Raw genomic sequence first — 15933 nt, 5'->3', positions numbered from 1 at the left:
CGCATCGCCCGCGGCGGTCGCGGAACCGCCGTCCGGCCGCCCACGGTAACCCGTCGCGTACGACCCCTTGCGTCAAAACGTTTGACGTTCCTACCGTCATCAATCGTTTGACGCCACCCGTCCAAGGATTGACCGAGCGAAACGGTACGACATGCTCACACTCCGCGACATAGCAGGCCATGTCGGTGTGTCCATCTCCACCGTCTCCCTCGTGCTCAACGACCGCGACGAGGGGCGCGTCAACGCGGACACCGCGGCCCGGATCCGCCGCACCGCGAGCGAGCTCGGCTATGTGCCCAACCAGCTCGCCCGCAGCCTCAAGAAGGGGCAGACCCACACCATCGGCCTGGTCTCCGACCGCGTCGCGACCGTCCCGTTCTCCGGCCACATGCTGGCAGGCGCCCAGCAGGCCGCCTGGGACGAGGGCTACCTCCTGCTGCTCATCGACACCGCGGGCAACGACGAGCTCCAGCGGCCCGCCGTGCGCTCCCTGCTCCAGCGCAACATCGAGGCGCTGGTCTTCGCCACCACGTACCACCGCCTCGTGGACCTGCCCGAGGTGCCCCGCAGCGTGCCCGTCGTCGTCCTCGACGGGCGCCCCTCCGACCCGGCGAGCCGCGCCGACTTCGTCGTGCCCGACGAGGCCGCGGGGGCGCGCGCCGGGGTCGCGCGGCTGGTGGCTGCGGGACACCGGCGGATCGGGTTCTGCACCGTGCCGTCGTACCCCGTCGCCGCGCGGCTCAGACGCCAGGGGTACGAGGAGGCGCTGCGCGCCGCGGGCCTCACGCTCGACCCGACGCTCGTCGTCGAGGCCGAGGACGCCGACACCCGGGCCGCCGACGCCCCGGCCGGGCGCCTGCTCGACCGGCCCGACCGGCCCACCGCCGTCTTCTGCTTCGGCGACCAGATCGCCATGGGCTTCTACCAGGCGGCGCGCGCCCGCGGGCTCGACGTGCCGCGCGACCTCTCCGTCGTCGGCTTCGACAACCAGGAGTACGTGGCCGACGCGCTCAGCCCCGGGCTCACGACCGTGCAGCTGCCGCACGGCGCGATGGGCGCGTGGGCGGCGCACCGCGCGCTGCGGCGCATCACGGGCGCGGCGGCCGACGAGCCGCCCGAGGGCCATCTCATGCCCTGTCCGCTGGTCGAACGCGACTCGGTGGCGCCGCCGCGGGGCGGGCGCTGAGCCCCGGCCCGTACCAGCCCGGCCCGTACCGGAGCGGCCGTACCACCCGGCCCGTACCACCCCGGTCCATGCAAGAGGAACGAGGAACAACGATGTTCACCAGGCGCACCGCGTCCCGCCGGCGCACCCTGCGGCACGGCGCCCTCGCCACCGCGCTGACCGCGCTCGCCGCCCTCACGCTCGGCGGCTGCGGCGGCGTCGGCAGCGACCTGCGCGGCAGTCTCGGGCTCGGCCGCGGCGGGGACGACCACACGCTGACCGTCTGGCAGTTCGAGACCAAGGGCTCGGCCGCGTACGACGGGTTCCTCACCGCGGTGCGCGCCTTCGAGCGCGACCACCCCGGCATCCGGGTCGAGGTCGTCACCCAGGGCTTCGACTCCATCCGCAGGAACGCCAAGATGCTGCTCACCGGCGACGACGTACCGGACGTCATGGAGATCAACAAGGGCAGCTCGGACGGCGGGCAGCTCGCCGCGCAGGGCCTGCTCACCGATCTCACCCCGCAGGTGGGCGCCCGCGGCTGGGACGACGTCGTCACCGGCTCGATGCAGAACCTCGCCCGCTACGACAAGGACGGCATCGCCGGCTCCGGCCGGTGGTTCGGCATCCCCACCTCGGGTCAGCAGTTCACCTTCTTCTACAACAAGGACCTGTTCGCGAAGGCCGGGGTCCCCGTACCGCACGACGCCGCCTCGCTGATGAGCGCGCTGCGCGCCTTCACGGCCAAGGGCCAGGTGCCGGTCTCCAGCAACGCGGGCGAGTTCGGCCTGCTCCAGCTCTGGTACCAGTTCGTCGTCGCGCACGCCGACCGCCGGCAGGTCGACGACTACCTCTTCCTGCGCGGCCGCACCGACTTCACCGCGCCGCCCTGGTCCACGGCCAGCCGCGAACTGGTGCGCTGGCTGCGCGCCGGACACCTCGGCACGAAGCTCGGCGGACTCACGCAGAACCAGATGGAGACCGCGTTCCTCGCCGGCAAGTACCCCCTCATGGCCGACAACTCCCCGGTGTTCTCCACCGTGGGCCGGAGCGCCGACTTCGACTGGGGCACCTTCGCCTTCCCCGGCGCGCAGCTCACCGAGGGCCTCACGGGCCAGCTGCTCAGCGTCCCCGCGCGGGCGCGCCACAAAGACCTCGCGTACGACTTCATCAGCGACGTGCTCGCCAAGCCCGCGCAGGACACCGTGGGCCGCGAGGGCGGGCTGCCGCTGCGCTCCGACCCGGCCGCCATCACCGACCCCCGCACCCGGCGCTTCACGGCGCAGTTCGACGCGCTGAAGAAGCGCGACGCCTTCGCGTACTTCCCCGACTACCCGGTCACCGGGCTCCTCGAATTCCTGGAGAGCCGGCTCCAGGGCCTGGCGAGCGGGGACGTCTCCGCGAGCCGCTTCGACCGCGAGCTCCAGGCCTTCTACGACGACGGGCGGGCGCGGCTCGGGCGCTGACCCGGCCCGGCCCGTGTACCGCACCCGCTTGTACCTGCGCCGCCACCCCGTCCGTACCCGGGCTCTGCCCGTCCCCACGCCCCACCCACCTCACACGCCCCACCCCAGGAGAACCACCGTGGCAACCCTCCCCGACACCGCAGCGCCGCCCCCGCGGCCCCGGCCCCGGCGGCGCCGCGGGCCTTGTGGCTACTGGTGGTACGTCGTGCCCATGGCGGTCGGCTTCGCGGGCATCGTGCTCGCGCCGTTCGTCGCCAACGTCGTCACCAGCCTGTTCTCCTGGCTCGGCGGCGCCGCCCCGATGCACTTCGTCGGCCTCGGCAACTACCGCGAGCTGTTCACCGACGCGACCTTCTGGCGCTCCTTCGAGAACAGCGTCTACATGGTCGTCGCGGTCGTCGTCGTGCCCACCGTCATCGGGCTCGTCATCGCCGCCGTGCTGTTCGACTACCTCGGGCGGCGCTTCGGCGACCGCGTGGTCAGCGTGCTGCGCGCCACCTTCTACCTGCCGCAGATCCTGCCCATCGCCGTCGCGGGCGTGCTGTGGAGCTGGATACTCGCCCAGCGCGACGGCGCGGTCAACGCCGTGCTGCGCGCGCTCGGCGCGCACGACACCCCGGACTGGCTCGGCGACCCGCACATCGCCGTCTACTCCGTGATGCTGGTGCTCGTCTGGCTCCAGACCGGCTACCCGGTGCTGATCTTCATGGCCGCGCTCCAGCGGCTCGACCCCGAGCTCCACGAGGCCGCGGAGGTGGACGGCGCGGGCTGGTGGCGGCGGTTCTTCGCCGTCACGCTGCCGCAGATACGCCCCGAGGTCTTCGTCGTCGTGCTCACCGCGACCGTCGGCGCGCTGAAGGTGTTCGCGCCGGTCCTCATCCTCACGCAGGGCGGGCCGCAGAACTCCACGTACGTGCCCTCGTACTACTCCTACCTCAACTTCTTCGAGTACTCCCGGGTCGGCTACGGCGCCGCCATCGCGACCGTGATGAGCGTGCTCATCCTGGTGGTGGCGACGCTGCTGCTCGCCTGGCAGCGCAGCGCGAAGGGACGAAGCATGACCGCCCCCGTCACCCCTGGCGCCGCCCAGGCCGCGCCGCCGCGCGCGGCAGGACGGGCGCCGCGCCCCAGGCCGCACCGGTTCAGGTCCGAGCGCTTCCGCGCCGGGCGCGGGCAGGGCCCCGCCCGCTGGTTCGTGCTCGCCGCGATGTCGCTCGCGGCGCTGCTCGTCGCCTCGCCGTTCCTGCTGCTGATCCTCAACTCGGTGAAGACCGAGGCGGGTTACGCGCGGGGAGGGCCGCTCTCCTGGCCCACCTCGCTCTCCTTCAGCGCCTGGTCCAAGTACATCGCCGACGTCGACTACCCCGCGGCGCTCGTCAACTCGGTCCTGATCTCGGGGCTCGTCGCGGTCTTCGGCGTCGCCGTGGGCCTGCTGGCCGCGTACGCCATCGGGATCGGCCGCATCCGGGGCAGGACCGCGATCACCGGCGTCCTGCTGTTCGCCACGATGCTGCCCCAAGAGGCGCTGCTCTACCCGCTGTTCAGCGGCGCCCAGGCGCTCGGCCTGCGCAACACCATCTGGTCCGTGGTGATCGTCTTCACCGTGCTCCAGGGCGCGTACGGCACCTATCTGCTGTCGTCGCTGCTCTCGACGTTCCCGCGCTCCGTGCTTGAGGCGGCGGCCCTGGACGGCGCGGGCCGCTTCCGCATCCTGTGGCGGATCGTGCTGCCCGCGATGCGGCCCACCCTCAGCGTGCTGCTGGTCTTCTTCTTCATCTGGACGTGGAACGAGTTCTACATCCCCATGGTGATGCTCACCGACCCCGGCTCGCAGACCGTGCCCATCGCGCTGTCCACGCTCAAGGGCCAGAACACCATCGACATCACCGAACTCAACGCGGGGTCGCTGCTGTCGCTGCTCCCCACCCTCCTCTTCTTCCTCCTCTTCCAGCGGACGCTCACCCGGGGGGTGACGGCGGGCGCGATGAAGTAGGCCCCCGAGACCCCGTCCCCCTGGCGCCACGCACCCATGCACGCGCCCACGCACCACCCGCATCACGAAAGCGAGCCCCGTGTACGTCTCCTGGAACCGTCTGATGTCCGCCCCGACCGCGGTGCGCAGCCGGTCGATCAACGCAGAGAACCCGACCGGCGCCCCGGGCGCCGCGGCGCGGGAGGCGTCGCCGCTCGGCCCAGGACGCAAGGGGCGCGCGTACCTGCCGCTGCCCGCGGGCGAGACCCTGACGCTCGCCGAGATCGAGGGCCCCGGCGTGATCAGGCACCTCTGGATCACCGTCGCCGACTCCACGCCCGCTGGCCCCTTCGTCCTGCGCGACCTGGTGCTGCGGGCCCACTGGGACGGCGACCCCAATCCGGCGGTCGAGGTGCCGCTCGGCGACTTCTTCTGCAACGGCTTCGGCACGCGGGCCCAGGTCACCTCCCTGCCGATCACCGTCGCGCCGACCGGCGGCATGAACTGCTACTTCCCGATGCCGTTCCGCGAGGGCGCGCGCCTCACCCTGGAGAGCCAGCACCCGGGCGACCTGGAGCACGTGTTCTTCCAGGTCGACTACACGGTCGGGGACGAACTCCCCGCCGACCTCGCCACGTTCCACGCCCAGTGGCGCCGCACCCGCGGCGGCGGCGAGCCCGGCACGGACCACACCATCCTCGACGGCGTACGGGGCGGCGGCCACTACGTCGGCACGTACATCGCCCTCACCGCGCTCGAACGCTACTGGTGGGGCGAGGGCGAGGTGAAGTTCTTCGTCGACGCGGACGAGGAGCACCCGACCCTGTGCAGCACGGGCCTCGAAGACTACGCGGGCGGCGCGTGGGCCTTCCAGAACGCGCTGGCGCACACCCCGGAGCCGCAGCCGATCCCGTTCAGCGCCCCGTACTTCGGCTACCCGCACAGCGCCCACACCGACACCACGAAGGCGTCCCCCTTCGCCGTCGCCATGCCCCCCACGCACGGCCTCTACCGCTGGCACCTCCCCGACCCGGTCGTCTTCACCGAGCGTCTGCGCGTCACCCTCCAGCAGATCGGCGCCTGGGACCACGGCCTCTTCGAACGCAGCGACGACATCTGCACCACCGCCTACTGGTACCAGACCGCCCCCCACACCCCCTTCCCCCCACTCCCCACCGCCCCGGGGCGGCGGCCACGCTGACCCACGCCGCCCGCCGGCCCGGGAAACCGTCGCGTCAGGCCGTCGGGGCGCAGCGCCAGGGGGTGGCGTGGGTGTGGCCTGTGGCGTCGGTGAGGATGCCGCGGATGCACTCGTCGGGGGCCGTGGCCAGGTGGCCGGAGAGCTGGGCGCGGCCGTGGCGGGTGGCGGTGGTGCCGAACCAGTCGGTGAAGGCCGTGAGGCGGTGGTCCCTGCGCTGGTAGCCGAGGCGTACGCGGGTCTCGGGGCGCCCGTCGTACTGTACGTACCGGGTGGTGAAGCCCCCGGCGCCGCCGATCGGGCCCTCGATGCACAGGCGGCCGGACGCGAGGTCGCCGCAGCCGCGCGGGGCGGGGGTCACCGGGGCCAGCAGGAGGAGGGAGCCTGCGGCCAGGCAGGCTCCCGCGGCGCGCACGGCGGTGACTCGTCTCACGGCGGTCGTCCCTTCTGGCCGGCCCCCTGTGCGTGTGCGGATGCTCGCACGCGCCGCCCGCCGGCGGGTGGCCGGTGCGCGGACGGCGTGTCCGCGCCCATCCTGACCCGGGCGCCCGGCACCGGCCCCCCGGGCTACGCCGGACGGGTGGCACCCGCGAACGGCATCTCGTCGACCGGCGCCACCTGCACCGGCGCGCCCGGGTGCGGGGCGTGGATCATCTTGCCGCCGCCGACGTACATCCCGACGTGGCTGATCCCGGAGTAGAAGAACACCAGGTCGCCGGGGGCCAGCTGGGACTTCGCGACGCGGCGGCCCGCGCCGATCTGGGTGTAGGTGGTGCGCGGCAGCGACACGCCCGCCGCCCGCCAGGCGGCCTGCGTCAGGCCGGAGCAGTCGAAGGCGTTCGGGCCGGTCGCGCCCCAGACGTACGGCTTGCCGAGCGCGCGGTACGCGAAGGCGACGGCGGCCGCGGCCCGCGCGTCGGGGGCGGCCGCCTGGCGCGGCACGGCGGCGGTGCGCTGCACACCGGCGGCGGCCCCGGTGCCCGCCTGGACCGCGGTGCGCTCGGGCGCGCTCAGCCGGTCGAGCAGCTGCCGCGCGGTGGTGAGCTTGTCGTGGATCTCGCTCTTGTGGCGCGCGAGCTGCTTCTGCTGCGCGGTGAGCGTGGCGAGCCTGCTGTCGGCCGCGGTGCGCAGCCGCCCGAGCTGGGTGAGTTCCGTGCGGACGCGCTCGACCGCCTTCGCGTTGCGCGTCCCCGCGCGCTGCGCCGCCGACGCGTTCTCCAGGAACGTGTCGGGGTCGGGCGAGAGCGCGAGCTGCATCGAAGGGTCGAGGCCGCCCGCGCGGTACTGCGCGGTCACGACCGAACCGAGCGCGTCGCGCGCCGAGTTGAGCCGGCCCTGGGTGCGGGCCGCCTCGTCACGCAGCGAGTCGAGCGACGAACGCGCCCTGTCCGCCTTCTCCTTCGCGCCGTCGTACTTCTGAGTCGCCGTCTCCGCCTGCCGGTACAAGCCGTCGACCTCGGCCTTCACCTGCGCGGGCGTCCGGCTCGGCTCCGCCTGCGCGGGGGCGGTGGACGCGGCGGCGGCCGCGGCGCCCGCGAGCGCCAGGGTCGCGGCGGTCGCGGTGCGGCCCGTGGGCCCCTGGAGCACGGCCCCGGCGAAGCCGGAGAGGGTGAAGGGCCGCGGGCGCTTCGCGCGTTTTCGGTGCGTCGACATGGAGAGGACGCTAGGCCGCCAGGTCACGGAACGGCATCGGGAAGAACGGAACTGGCGTGACCTGAGAGCCGCTGGCGCTTCCGTGGTGCCGCATGGCCGCTCTGTGACCGATGGTGCCCGGGTGCGGGGGAGGAGTGATCGTCCGGAGGCGTTGGTCGGATGATCCGGCCACGCGGGCGGGGGCTGGGCCGCGGGCGCGTCAGGCCGGGCGCACCGCGCCGTAGATCGGCATCGAGTAGATCGACTCCTCGCGCACGTCCGCGCCGGGGTGCGGCGCGTGGATCATCATGCCGCCGCCGATGTACATCCCGACGTGGCTGATGTCGGAGTAGAAGAACACCAGGTCGCCAGGGGCCAGGTCGTCCGTGGAGACCCGGGTGCCCGCGTCGACCTGGTCGTACGTCGTACGGGGCAGGTCCACGCCCGCCGCGCGCCAGGCCGCCTGCGTCAGGCCCGAGCAGTCGTACGAACTGGGGCCCGTCGCGCCCCACACGTACGGCTTGCCGATCTGCGCCCGCGCGAAGGCGAGCGCCTTCCCGGCCTTCGTGGCGGAGGGTGGCGCGGCCGTGCCCGTACCGCCGCCCGTGCCCGTGCCGGCCGGCGGCTGCTGCGCGGACTGCCGCGCCGCCTGCTGCCGCCTGGCCTCGGCGCGGTCCCGCGCCTCCTGCGCGGCCTTGGCCTGCGCCTTCTTGCGGGCCGCCGCCTCCTTCTGCCTCTGCAGCGCCGCCAGCCGCGCCTTCTCCTGCGCGGTCAGGCGCGAGAGCAGGGCCCGCGCGTCCCCGAGCTTCTGCTGGATCTGCGCCTTGCTCGCCCGCAGCTTCGCCTGGGACGCCGTCAGCGACCTCAGCTGCTCCGTCGCCCGCGTGCGCTTCTTCGCCGCCGCGGCCTGCTGGCTGCGGAAGTCGGCGAGCACGCCGTTCTGCCGGTCGCTGAGCCGGCCCATCAGATGCGTCTCGTCGAAGTACGACTGCGGGCTGTCGGCGAAGATCAGCGCGGCCGTCGGGGTGACCGCGCCCTGCCGGTACTGCGCCGCCGCGTACAGGCCGAGTGTCCGTCTGGACTCGTTCATCCGGTCGGTGCGCCGCGCGATGTCGTCGAGCAGGCCGTCCAGCGCCCTCCGCTGCCTGCCGGTGGACTCCTTCGCCCGGTCGTAGTCCTCCGTCGCCGCCCCCGCCTCGCGGTACAGGTCGTCCACCCGCTTCTGCACCTCCTCGATCGAGGCCCCCGGCGCGGTCGGCGCCGCCGTCGCGGTCCCTGAGGCGGTGCCGAGCAGCGCGGCGGACGCGAGCGCGGCCGTGGTGAGCCCCACGGCGGGGGACCCTGCGCGGACGAGGCCGCTGCTGTGCGGCTTGCGGTGCGATGCCATGGCGGGCATCTCCTTCCGGGCGCTTCCGGCGGCGGCGCGCCGTTCTGCGGGGGCGGCGGTCGGCGGCCCCGCGGACGCCTGTGGGGCGCCAGGGGCGGGTGGGGCGGCCGTTCGAACGAGCACGCTAGCCAACCCCGACCCCGCTGGGAAGGACGATGCGCGATTGGTCCGATACATTCCCGAGACTTTTCCGTGACCTGGGTCGCACGCCCCGAGGCGGGTCCGACCGCTCCCGCGGCCGGTGCGGGCGACTCCCCGCGGGCTGTCGCAGGGACGGCCTAGACTCGGGGAGCGATGAGCAGCCTCTTTGACGACAATTTCCTTGCGGACCTCCAGCCCCCAGGCGAGGAGCCTCCGCCGCCCGAGGACACCGCTCCCGAGCAGGTGCCCGACGACCTCTTCGAGGGAGCGTTCCACGTGCCCGCGGCCAGGGATGCGTACCACCGCGACGGTGCCCCGCGCACCGTCGTGGACCCCGCGGCGCTGCTCGAAGGGCTCAACGACGAGCAGCGCGCCGCCGTCGTGCACACGGGCTCGCCGCTGCTCATCGTCGCGGGCGCGGGCTCGGGCAAGACGCGCGTGCTCACGCACCGCATCGCCCACCTGCTGGCCACGCGCAACGTGCACCCCGGCCAGATACTGGCCATCACCTTCACCAACAAGGCCGCGGGCGAGATGAAGGAGCGCGTCGAGCAGCTCGTCGGCCCGCGCGCCGGCGCCATGTGGGTGATGACGTTCCACAGCGCGTGCGTGCGCATCCTGCGCCGCGAGTCCAAGAAGCTCGGCTTCACGTCGTCGTTCTCGATCTACGACGCCGCCGACTCGAAGCGGCTCATGGCGCTGGTCTGCCGCGACCTGGAGCTCGACCCGAAGCGGTACCCGCCCAAGTCGTTCTCCGCCAAGGTCTCCAACCTCAAGAACGAGCTCATCGACGAGGAGACCTTCGCCGACCAGGCCGCCGACAATTTCGAGAAGACGCTCGCCGAGGCGTACCGGATGTACCAGGCGCGGCTGCGCGAGGCCAACGCCCTGGACTTCGACGACATCATCATGACCGCGGTCCACCTCTTCCAGGCGTTCCCCGACGTCGCCGAGCACTACAGGCGCCGCTTCCGGCACGTCCTGGTCGACGAGTACCAGGACACGAACATCGCCCAGTACACCCTCGTACGGGAGCTGGTCGGCCCCTCCGGTGCCGACGAGTCCACCGGCGAGGCGCACGACCCGGCCGAGCTGTGCGTCGTCGGCGACGCGGACCAGTCGATCTACGCGTTCCGCGGCGCCACGATCCGCAACATCCTCCAGTTCGAGGAGGACTACCCGGACGCGACGACGATCCTGCTGGAGCAGAACTACCGCTCCACGCAGACCATCCTCAGCGCGGCCAACGCGGTCATCGAGCGCAACGCGAGCCGCCGCCCGAAGAACCTCTGGACCAACGCGGGCGCGGGCGCGCAGATCACGGGCTATGTCGCGGACACCGAGCACGACGAGGCCCAGTTCGTCGCCGACGAGGTCGACCGGCTGATCGACGCGGGGGAGGCGAAGGCGGGCGACGTCGCCGTCTTCTACCGGACCAACGCGCAGTCCCGCGTCTTCGAGGAGATCTTCATCCGCGTCGGCCTGCCCTACCGGGTGGTGGGCGGCGTGCGGTTCTACGAGCGCAAGGAGGTGCGCGACGTCCTCGCGTACCTGCGCGTGCTGGCGAACCCCGAGGACAGCGTGCCGCTGCGCCGCATCCTCAACGTGCCCAAGCGCGGCATCGGCGAGCGCGCCGAGGCGATGATCGACGCGCTGGCGCAGCGCGAGCGCATCACCTTCCCGCAGGCGCTCGCCCGGGTCGACGAGGCGTACGGCATGGCCGCGCGCTCGGCCAACGCGGTCAAGCGGTTCAACACCCTGATGGAGGAGCTGCGCACGGTCGTCGAGGGTGGCGCGGGACCGGCGACGGTCCTCGAAGCCATCCTCGAAAGGACCGGCTACCTCGCCGAGTTGCAGTCCTCGACGGACCCGCAGGACGAGACCCGCATCGAGAACCTCCAGGAACTCGCCGCCGTGGCGCTGGAGTTCGAGCAGGCGCGGGAGCAGGCGGGGGGCGAGACGGCGACCGCTGCCCCGGGCGGCGAGGGCGGCGAGGGCGCGGCCCCCGGGGGAGAGGGCGCGGCGGCTCCGGGCGAGGGCGCTGAGGCCCCGGCAGCGGCGGCCGCCCCCGCGGGCGGCGGTGCGGCCGGCGGCGGCACGCTTGCCGAGTTCCTCGAACAGGTCGCGCTGGTCGCGGACTCCGACCAGATCCCCGACGAGGACGAGGACGGTTCAGGCGTCATCACGCTGATGACCCTACACACGGCCAAGGGCCTCGAATTCCCCGTCGTCTTCCTGACCGGCATGGAGGACGGGGTCTTCCCGCACATGCGGGCCCTCGGCGAGACCAAGGAGCTGGAGGAGGAGCGGCGCCTCGCGTACGTCGGCATCACCCGCGCCCGCGAGCGGCTCTACCTGACCCGCTCCTCGATGCGCAGCGCCTGGGGCCAGCCCTCGTACAACCCGCCGTCGCGCTTCCTCGAAGAGATCCCGGGGCAGCACCTGGACTGGAAGCGCACGGGTGCGCAGATCCCCGCGGGCCCGGTGTCGTCCTCGTCCCCGTCGTCGGGTGGCGCGTTCTCGCCGCTCTCCGGCGGCAGGGGCGGCACCCGCTCCCGCCAGAAGGGGCAGATCACGGACCGCCCGGTGATCGCCCTCGAAGTCGGCGACCGGGTCACGCACGACAAGTTCGGCCTCGGCACGGTCGTCGCGGTGACGGGCTCGGGCTCCGAGGCCCAGGCCGAGATCGACTTCGGCGAAGCCAAGCCGAAGCGGCTGCTGCTGCGGTACGCGCCGGTCGAGAAGCTCTGAGCGCCGAGGCGGGGCGCGTCCTCGGGACGCGCCCGGTCTCCCGCGTGGGGGCGGGGCGGGTACGGGCCGCGTGCAGCTCAGGTCGGGTCGAGGCCGTGGCCGCGCAGCCACGGCAGCGGGTCGATCGCCGCGCCGCCGCCCGGCCGCACCTCGAAGTGCAGGTGCGGCCCCGTGGTGTTGCCGGTGTTGCCCGAGTACGCGATGACGTCCCCGGCCTTCACAGAACCCGACCGCACCCGGGCGCTGCTGAGGTGGCAGTACCACGTCTCGGTGCCGTCCGGCGCGGTCACGATCACCATGTTGCCGTAACTGCTGTTCCACTGCGTGCGCACGGTGCCGTCGGTTGCGGCCATCACCGGCGTCCCCGTCATCACAGGGAAGTCGATGCCGGTGTGCACGGACATCCAGTTGACGCCCGCCTGCCCGAAGTAGGCGCTCAGGCCGCGCTGTTTGACGGGGAGCAGGTACTTGGGGCGCGCGGCCTCCTTGCGGGCCGCCTCCTCCTCCCGCTTCTTCTTCTCCGCGGCCTGGCGCGCCTTGAGGTCGATGCGCTCCTGCGTGCGGCTCGCGCGGCCCCCGAAGTCGCGGGCGTCGGCGCTGAGCGCGGCCAGCTGCGTGTCCATCTTGTCGTTGGCCGCGACGGGCCGCACGGAAGCGGGGTCGGCGGCCGCCGCGGTGGCCAGGCCGTCCTGCGCGTCGTCACCGCCGCCCGACGCGGTGACCGAGGCGGCGGCGATCCCCGCCGCGCCCATCACGCACGCGGAGGGCACGGCGATGGTCAGCAGCGCGGAGCGTTTCGCGGGCGCGCGGCGGCGGCTGCGCGCCCCCGCAGCGCGTGCGGCGCTCCTGCCGCCGGGCCTGGGCGCGGGCGGCGTCCCTGCCGCGTCGGACGCCGCGGGCGCGTCGGGTGCGCCGGGCCCCTCGGGCTCGGGATCCACGGCCGCCACGGGTTCCGGATCCACCGGCTCGGGGGCGGGCTCGGGGGCCGGGGGGACCAGCGGGGCCACCAGGGTGTCCTGGGAGGCGTACCAGCCCGCGTCGTACGGGGCGGCGGGCGGCGCCGGCTCGTGCTCCGCGACGACCTGGTCAGGGACGGTCCACTGCATGGTGGGCTCGTAGCCGGGGTGCTCGGCGCAGCTGCCGTACGCCTGCGTCTGCTGCTGTGTCTGCGGGGCTTGGGCCTGCTGGTGCGGGAGGGTGGCGGTCGCGCCCGCCGCGTCGTACGCGTAGGCGTGCTGCCCCTCCCAGCCGCCGGGGACGGTGGCGTACCCGTAGGTGTACGGCAGGCCGCCGTACTGCTGCGCGTACGGGTCGGGCGCGTAGTCGGGGGCGTACGGGTACGCAGGCGCCTGGTCGTACGCGTGCGCCTGATCCTCGGTGTACTGCCCGCCGCCGTGCTGCCGGGTGTCGTAGCCGTCCGGGAGGGCGCCGAAGAGAGGGTCGGTCCCGTAGTCGGCGACGCCTGCTCGGGGGTGCTGGTCGTCCACCAACTTCCTCTCGCCTCGACAGCAGTGGCCGCGACTGTACCCGGCGGTATGCGGCGCTCACAATCTTCTGCAAGGTTTGGCCGCCGTGGACAGGGGCAATCGGCTCTCTTCCGGGCGTGGCGGAACGACGGGTCGCGACGGCGTTCGAATCGCGGTGTGTGATTTGGCCCATCCCGCGCACCGCCTCGTGGCAGGGTGCGCGATGCTGTGGATAACGTTCGTTCACTTGGTCCGTCGTGGTCGTGTGTGAGTGGAGGCAGTGATGGGTGAGAGCGGGCCGATCCGCGTGGTGGTCGCGAAACCGGGCCTCGACGGCCACGACCGCGGGGCGAAGGTCATCGCGCGTGCCCTGCGCGACGCGGGCATGGAGGTCATCTACACGGGGCTGCACCAGACGCCCGAGCAGATCGTCGACACCGCGATCCAGGAGGACGCGGACGCCATCGGCCTCTCGATCCTCTCCGGCGCCCACAACACGCTGTTCGCGAAGGTCATCGACCTGCTGAAGGAGCGCGACGCCGCGGACATCAAGGTCTTCGGCGGCGGGATCATCCCGGAGGCCGACATCCCGCCGCTCAAGGAGCGCGGCGTCGCGGAGATCTTCACCCCCGGCGCCACCACCACGTCCATCGTGCAGTGGGTCAACGCCAACGTCCGCGAGTCCGCAGGCGCGTGACGCCCCGGCGGGCGCCCCGCCGTGCGGCGCCGGGCGCGAGGGCCCGCGCTCCGAGACCGCGGCCCTGAGGGCCTGCACCGCGGCGGGGGTCACCGGGCGCCGGGCGCGGCCCCTTCCGGGGGGTTGGTCAACGCGCCGTCCCCGTACGGCAGTTCGGCCGACAGTTCGGCGTACATCTCGGCCCGCAGGCGGAGCGTGGCGACGAGGCGGCGGAACGCCTCCGACCAGTAGCCGCCCGCGCCGGGCGACGTGTCCTCGGTCTCCTTCTGCGGGGCCGTCAGCAGTTCGAGCCGGTCCGCCTCGCGCGGGTGGAGGCAGCGCTCCGCGAGGCCCATCACCCCGCTGAAGCTCCACGGGTAGCTGCCCGCGTCGCGCGCGATGTCGAGCGCGTCGACCACCGCGCCGCCCAGCGGCCCCGACCACGGCACCGCGCACACCCCGAGCAGCTGGAACGCCTCGGAGAGGCCGTCTTTCGCGATGAACGACGCGACGGTGGCGGCCCGCTCCTCCTCCGGCAGGACGGCGAGCAGCCGCGACCTGTCGGACGGGGGCGCGCCGTCGAGCAGCGCACGCGCCCACGCGGGGTCGCGCTGGCGTATCGCCGCCCTGCACCACGCGGCGTGCAGGTCCTGCCGCCAGTCGTCGGCCACCGGAAGCGCCACGGCCTTCGCCGGGGTACGGCCCCCGAGCCGCGCGGACCACACGTCGAGCGGCGCCGCCTCCACCAGCTGGCCGAGCCACCACGACCGCTCGCCGCGGCCCGCGGGAGGGACCGGGACCACCCCGTCGCGCCGCATGCCGGCGTCGCACTCGTACGGCGCCTCCACCTGGATCGACGGGCGCCACGACCGGTCGAGCGCGACGCACGCCACCGCGCGCCGCGCCATCCGCTGCGCGAGCGCCGAGCGCGGCAGCCCGGAGAGCAGCTCGGCCGCGGCCGAGCGGACGTTGCTGCTGCGGTCGCCGAGCGACTCGTCGAGGAAGGGCTCGTCGTCGTCCGAGAGGCCCGTACGCAGCGTGTCGAGGAACATCAGCCGGTCCTCGGCGCGCTCCGACGGCCACGTCGACAGGAGCAGCTCGCGCGCGCCCGCCGGGTCCCGGGCGCGCAGCGCCGCGAGGAGCGCGACCCGCTCGGCGAACAGGCCCTCCTCCCACAGCCGCTGCACCGCGCCCCGGTCCGCGAGATCGGGCAGGGCCGCGCTGCCCGCGCCGCCGCGCAGGGCGAACCTCCACTCCGTGTTGAACCGCGCGAGCCACAGGCCGCGCGGGCCCGCGAACGCCAGCGCCTGCGGGCGCAGGTCCGTGCGCGCACGCGCCGCGTCGAGCAGGGCGGGCAGCAGCGGGGCAGGCGGCCCGTATCCGTGGGCGTTGGCAGCGGCGAGCCACTGCGGCAGCAGCTCCGCGAGGTCGGGCGCCGCGCCCCTGCGCCCCGACCCCGAGCCGCCCGACGCGCGGCCGGCGAGCAGCGTCGCCAGCCGCTGCGCGGCCGCTCCCGGCAGCGGCCGCCGCCCGTCGCGCGGCGCGGGCGCAGGCCCCTCGCCCGCCGCGGCGGACGGCAGCAGCCCGGCCCGCCGCCGCACCGTCGCGAGCGCCGCCGCGTCGAGCAGTGCATCGGGCGCCTCGGCCCCCGCGGCGGACACGGGCGGCGTCCGCCGGTCCGTCCCCAGCAGCGCCGAGGTCACCAGCTCCTCCCACCGCGCCTCCCGCCCCGCGCCGCCGACCGCGCTGCCGTCGGTGCCGCTGTCCGCGCCGCTGTCCGCGCCGCCGTTCGCGCTGCCGTTCGGACCGTGGTCCGCGTCGCCGTTCGCGCTGCTGCCCGTGGCTCTGTTGACGCCGCCGACCGCGCTGCCGTTCGTGCTTCCCTTCGCGCCGCCGTCCGTGCCTCCGGGCGTGCTGCCGTTCGGGCCGCTGTCCGTGTCTCCGTGTGCCGCCATCGCCCCGTCCCCCTCCATGCCATTCGTCCTGACGCTCGCCGCTCCGGTGCCTGCCGCTCTGCCGTCGGTCCCCGCGGCGTCCGGCCCACCGGCGCCGCCCGGCGCCCCGGTCGTATGCCGCGCA

The 15933-nt window shown here is 73.9% G+C and carries 11 protein-coding genes; 6 read left to right on the top strand and 5 right to left on the bottom strand.

Going from position 1 to position 15933, the window contains the following annotated elements:
• The first annotated feature begins 151 nt into the window (after positions 1-151).
• The 4 genes from AB0910_RS17060 (at position 152) to AB0910_RS17045 (ending at position 5804) form a co-directional block, all read left to right on the top strand.
• Positions 152-1186: a LacI family DNA-binding transcriptional regulator gene (locus AB0910_RS17060; RefSeq protein ID WP_366745401.1), complete on the top strand. Its 1035-nt coding sequence runs from the start codon at positions 152-154 to the stop codon at positions 1184-1186.
• Between the two features lie 92 nt (positions 1187-1278).
• Positions 1279-2631, top strand: a complete 1353-nt coding sequence (locus AB0910_RS17055; protein ID WP_366745400.1) for an extracellular solute-binding protein — start codon at positions 1279-1281, stop codon at positions 2629-2631.
• A 211-nt stretch (positions 2632-2842) separates the two neighbouring features.
• On the top strand, positions 2843-4624 hold the full coding sequence (locus tag AB0910_RS17050) for an ABC transporter permease subunit (protein WP_366745399.1): 1782 nt from the start codon (positions 2843-2845) through the stop codon (positions 4622-4624).
• Between the two features lie 103 nt (positions 4625-4727).
• Positions 4728-5804: a glycoside hydrolase family 172 protein gene (locus tag AB0910_RS17045; RefSeq protein WP_366745398.1), complete on the top strand. Its 1077-nt coding sequence runs from the start codon at positions 4728-4730 to the stop codon at positions 5802-5804.
• 34 nt (positions 5805-5838) lie between these two features.
• On the opposite strand, the gene AB0910_RS17040 is transcribed toward AB0910_RS17045, so the two are convergent.
• The 3 genes from AB0910_RS17040 to AB0910_RS17030 all read right to left on the bottom strand — a co-directional run bounded on the left by AB0910_RS17040 (position 5839) and on the right by AB0910_RS17030 (position 8820).
• On the bottom strand, positions 5839-6234 hold the full coding sequence (locus AB0910_RS17040) for a hypothetical protein (protein ID WP_366745397.1): 396 nt from the start codon (positions 6232-6234) through the stop codon (positions 5839-5841).
• A 134-nt stretch (positions 6235-6368) separates the two neighbouring features.
• A complete protein-coding gene (locus tag AB0910_RS17035; RefSeq protein ID WP_366745396.1) occupies positions 6369-7454 on the bottom strand; it encodes an NlpC/P60 family protein in 1086 nt (361 codons plus the stop codon).
• Between the two features lie 199 nt (positions 7455-7653).
• Positions 7654-8820, bottom strand: a complete 1167-nt coding sequence (locus tag AB0910_RS17030) for a C40 family peptidase (RefSeq protein WP_366745395.1) — start codon at positions 8818-8820, stop codon at positions 7654-7656.
• A 294-nt stretch (positions 8821-9114) separates the two neighbouring features.
• On the opposite strand from AB0910_RS17030, the gene AB0910_RS17025 reads away from it, so the two are divergent.
• Positions 9115-11712 carry an ATP-dependent DNA helicase gene (locus AB0910_RS17025; RefSeq protein WP_366745394.1) on the top strand — a complete coding sequence of 866 codons (2598 nt, stop codon included), beginning with the start codon at positions 9115-9117 and terminating at the stop codon, positions 11710-11712.
• A 77-nt stretch (positions 11713-11789) separates the two neighbouring features.
• Here AB0910_RS17025 and AB0910_RS17020 read toward each other — a convergent pair whose 3' ends face one another.
• Positions 11790-13199 carry a M23 family metallopeptidase gene (locus tag AB0910_RS17020; RefSeq protein ID WP_366745393.1) on the bottom strand — a complete coding sequence of 470 codons (1410 nt, stop codon included), beginning with the start codon at positions 13197-13199 and terminating at the stop codon, positions 11790-11792.
• 262 nt (positions 13200-13461) lie between these two features.
• Here AB0910_RS17020 and AB0910_RS17015 point away from each other — a divergent pair, with 262 nt between their 5' ends.
• Positions 13462-13875, top strand: a complete 414-nt coding sequence (locus tag AB0910_RS17015; RefSeq protein WP_366745392.1) for a cobalamin B12-binding domain-containing protein — start codon at positions 13462-13464, stop codon at positions 13873-13875.
• A gap of 89 nt (positions 13876-13964) precedes the next feature.
• Here the strand turns inward: AB0910_RS17015 and AB0910_RS17010 are convergent, their stop codons facing one another.
• Entirely contained in the window at positions 13965-15809 is a 1845-nt protein-coding gene (locus AB0910_RS17010; RefSeq protein WP_366745391.1) for a DUF5691 domain-containing protein, read from the bottom strand.
• Between the last annotated feature and the right edge of the window lie 124 nt (positions 15810-15933).

The organism is Streptomyces sp. NPDC047002, from assembly GCF_040704505.1.
GTDB lineage: Bacteria > Actinomycetota > Actinomycetes > Streptomycetales > Streptomycetaceae > Streptomyces.
This window is presented reverse-complemented; position numbering and strand designations above follow the sequence as displayed.